Below are 4,296 nucleotides of genomic sequence, written 5' to 3' on the forward strand. Positions count from 1 at the left end.
GCTTGAGCGTCTCCAGATAGGCGCGGTCCACCGCTGGCACGGGCTGGCCAATCCGTTTGCAGCCCTGACGCAGAAAGGCCCGAAACAGGGGGATGATGTCGCAACTGCGTTCGACCAGCCGAGGCAACTTGAGCCTCACCTGAGAGAGGAAGTAGTAAAGCTCCGGCATCAACTGGTGTCGTTCCACCAGCCCCTCCGGCGACTCGTCAAACAGCGCGATGGTACGCAGGGACTTGTTCCCCTTGCGCTCCTGATCCAGCAGATGGTTACCCAGCCAGCGCTGGCACTCGGCCGTGAGTCTGGCGGGAGACTGCAACACCAGGGTCCCCTGCTCCACGAGAGCCAGACTGGCCTGTATCTCGGCCAGCGAGCCTGCCGACACGCAGTCATGCAGATGGCATGGCTGTGCCTTGCGCGCGCTGATCCTGTGCAGCAACAGGGCCAGCGTGTGCCGGCCAGAGCCGGCAGGCCCCTCCAGCATCAGATCCTTGTCGGTCTGTGCCAACTGGCTGATCTGGTTGCGAATGGCCACTATCTGCGGGCTGGTACCAATCAGCTCGTCATCGACTGCCGCCTGGATCTCGCTGCGGCGCGCCAGAGTGGCGCTGCGCTGATGGCAGGCTCGCTCCAACAGGGCCAGCAAGGCATGGGGGTTGAGCGGTTTCTCCAGAAAATCGAATGCACCCTGCTTCACCGCTCGCACCGCCAGGGGAATATCGCCGTGACCCGTGATCATGATGACCGGGATCTCGGTGTCTATCTCCTGTACCCGGGTCAGCAGATCCATACCGTTCATGGCGGGCATGTAGATATCGGATACCACCACGCCAGGCCATTGGGCAGTGAGCAGGGTCAATGCCTCGTGGGCCGAGGCGGTGGCTCTGGGGTGATAACCGGAGAGCCGCAACAGGTGGCAATAAGACTCCAGCACGTCCTCATCGTCATCCACCAACAAGACGTTGGCCGGGCGGCTACGGGGTAACAACATCGACAGACCTCTCCTCGTTCATGTGCTCATCAGAGACTGGGTTCCCGGATGGGCAGAGTACACGGATCCCGCTGAACTCCAGGATCACCATGGCGCCACCCGTCAGGGCCGAGCCTAGCAAGATCCCGGCGTCACAACGGGCCAGCAGGGAGCGACAGATGGTCAGCCCCAGCCCCAATCCCACCTCCTTGGACGTGGTGAAAGGGGTAAACAATCTGGGCAGGATGGCCTCACCGAAGCCGGCACCGCTGTCAGCGATGGCAATCTTGAGCTGACTGCCACCCTGCTCCAGCAGCAACAGGCGGATCTCGCGGGTTGCCAACCCGGCGATGGCATCCATCCCGTTCACCAACAGATTGACCAGCACCTGCTCCACCAACACGGGATCGGCCTCGATCCAGAGCCCGGCGGGCAGCTCGTTCCTCAGGATGCAACCATCCCGTCTGGCCCTCGTCTCTAGCAGCAACAGAGCCTGTTCGGCCACCTCACCCAGATCGAGCCGGATGCGGGTCTCTTCGGTCGGCGACTTGCGCGCAAAATTGCGCAGCGCCGTAATAATGCGACTCATACGCTGGCTAAGTTTCTCTATTTTGCCAAGGTCTTCGCCCAGCGTCTCGAACTGCCCGGCATCGAGCGCAGCACGACTGGTGTAGAGATAGGTCATCATCGCCGACAGGGGTTGGTTGAGTTCATGGGCCAGACTGGTCATCGCCTGCCCCACCACCGCCATCTTGGCGGCCTGGATCAACTCATCCTGGGTCTGCAGCAGGTTACGCTGGGCATGCTGCCGCTGCACCACCTCTGCTGCCAGCAGATGGTTGTTCTCGGTCAGCTCTCGGGTACGATCCTCCACCAGTTGCGCCAACTCCCTGGCGGTCAGCTCCTGGCGGGTCACATCCGTGATGGTGATGATAAATCTGTATCCCCGCCCCTGTTCGAAGCGACGCAGATTGAAGTGCAGGAAACGGGGCTTGCCCTCCCGCTCGCTGGCAACCGTGCACTCGCTATGACCGAGCTGATACAGCGGCTGTCCCGGCAGGAACTGGCTGGCCAGCACAGTTCTGGCTTCTTCGGGAACAGCCTGCCACAGCGGCTGATCCGGTTTGATGGTCGTCTGCTGGAACAGGGTCAGCGCACTCGGGTTGACCGACTCAATGGTGCCATCGGGATGACAAGTGATGAGACAGGCCTGGGTATTGTTGATGAGGTTCAGGGCGTTGGCCCGTTCCATCTGCTGCAACTGTTGACAGAAATGGCGCAGGCTCTCCCCCAGCTGGCCGATCTCGTCCCGCCCGCTGGTTCTGACCGGCAGATCCATCTTGCCCGCCGCAACCCGTGCCAGATCCTGCCCCAGCACATCGAGCCGCCCGATCAGGCGACGACCGATCAGCACCACCAACACAAAGATGCTGAGCAAGATGGCGAGCGCAAGTACCACCAGGATCACCAGTTTGCCGGTCGCCACCATCTGGCTGCTGTTGTGCCCCAGCTTACTGAGGGAACGGTTTGCCTCGCTCACCGTCAGGCTCACCCGCTGGTGATAGCGCGATACGGCATCATCCAGCTGGGGCCGCAGAGCCGCCAGCCGCTGGTGAGTCAAGGCATCCGCCTGCAGCAGCTGGTGCAGCTGACCATCCGGCTTCACCAGGGTCACTATATCCTGCAGGATCTGGCGATAGCTGACGGTCGAGGGGTACTCTGCCAAGCGGGAAGTCAGCTCATCTATCTCGTCAATCTTGTAACCGATGAACAGAAACGCGCTTTCCAGATCCTGTTCATACCGCTGGGTAATGACCTCGTTGACCAGCGCCTGCAACTCGTTTTCCTTGAACGTCAGATCCTGCAGGGCGGAAAACTCCTTGATGACACTGCCAAACTCGCCCATGTCATCCGAGCTGGCCACCATGCTGGTCAGATGCCACTCCACTTCCTGCAGCAGGGGGACGACGTCGTCCACCAGATCCTGATGCCGCCAGTTGCTGCGCTTTTGCAGCTGCTGCAGGGTTTCGAAGTGATCGATCTGCTGCTCTAGATAGGCGGCGTGCTCCGCCACCAGCGCGCTCAATTCATCGAACGCATGCCGCTGCGACGGCGTCTCCTGATCTCCCGGCGTGCCCAGCAGATAGGCATTCTGGATGTCCCGCAGGGTGGAGGAAACCGACCTGGAGAGCCGCTGGTACTGCACCGGATCCCGGGTGTCTCGCAACTGGGCCAGCAGCAACAGCAAGCGGGAACTGGCACGTTCCAGCTGATAGGCGCTACCGATGGCGGGCAGGCTCTCCTCGACAATCAGGTTGACCTGCTGTCCCAGCCGCTCCCATACCATGTAAGCGGCCATCCCCATGATCCCGGTCAGGGTCGTGATGGCCACAAAGGCGAGGATGAGCCGACGTCCCAGACTGCTCGGCATGCGCAAGCTGCGCCCCAGCCGGCTCATGGCTTGACCGCCTGCTCTACCAGCCGTTGTGCCTCGTTCAGTCGCCCCTCCATCACCTGACGCCACTGGTGCATCACCCGCTCTGCCTGCGGATTTCCCTGCTCTCGATCGTACATGCCATCGAACAACGCGAGCAGCGCCGGGTCCTGCGCCTGCTGTTCGTTCAGGGGGGGCATGCTGGCCTTGCGGCGCGCCTGCTCCAGCAGTTTGATCCGCCAGGGTTCCTGCTGGGTATCCGCTCCGTTAATCCCCTGCCAGGTCATTTTCAGCCTGGGCATCTGCTGGATAATGGTCTGTTCGAACAGCGCCTTGAGCAGGCCAGCTCGCCGATACAACAGCGCCTTGTCGGTAACATAACGGGTCTGCCTGGCCAGCGCCGGCTGACTCAGTGTGGCCTTGGCCATGCCGGGAGTCCCTATGATGGCCTGCCCCCTGGCTGACAACAGATATTGGATGAACAGGGCCCCGTTGGCCGGATTGGCACTGCTGCGGGTCACCCCCAGATAGGTCGGCAGGATCACGGAGTCCGGCATGATGTTGAAACCGACGTGATCGAAGCGGACCTGGCTGTTGAAGGCATAGCTGTCGATCACCAGTCCGGCGCCGGCCAGCCCGCGCGTGATGCCATCGCTCACCCCGAAACTGCGCGCAGTGATGGCCGACAGATTGCTGCCGAGTCGCATCAACAGGGCCCAACCCTGCTCCCAGCCATACTGCTGCAGGACGCTCTCCACCATCATGTGGGTCGTGCCGGATTGGGAGGGGGAGCTCATCATGACGTGCCCCATGAAAACCGGTGACGCCAGCTGCTGCCAGGTGGTGGGCAGGGGCAACTGATATTTGGTCAAATAGCGGCGGTTATACATGATAC

At 61.6% G+C, this 4,296-nt stretch carries 3 protein-coding genes; all 3 read right to left on the minus strand.

All coding sequences use genetic code 11. The features are described from left to right. Positions 1-988: sigma-54-dependent transcriptional regulator (locus BN1129_RS13065; RefSeq protein WP_042037098.1), on the minus strand; the 988-nt coding region annotated here is incomplete at its 3' end. Beyond that, on the minus strand, positions 972-3,425 hold the full coding sequence (locus tag BN1129_RS13070) for an ATP-binding protein (protein ID WP_042037099.1): 2,454 nt from the start codon (positions 3,423-3,425) through the stop codon (positions 972-974). The genes BN1129_RS13070 and BN1129_RS13065, both read right to left, overlap by 17 nt. Beyond that, positions 3,422-4,296 (minus strand): ABC transporter substrate-binding protein (locus BN1129_RS13075; protein ID WP_084204649.1); only part of this gene is annotated, 875 nt, incomplete at its 5' end. The genes BN1129_RS13075 and BN1129_RS13070, both read right to left, overlap by 4 nt.

Source organism: Aeromonas popoffii (assembly GCF_000820025.1).
In the GTDB taxonomy this organism is placed as follows: Bacteria; Pseudomonadota; Gammaproteobacteria; order Enterobacterales; family Aeromonadaceae; genus Aeromonas; species Aeromonas popoffii.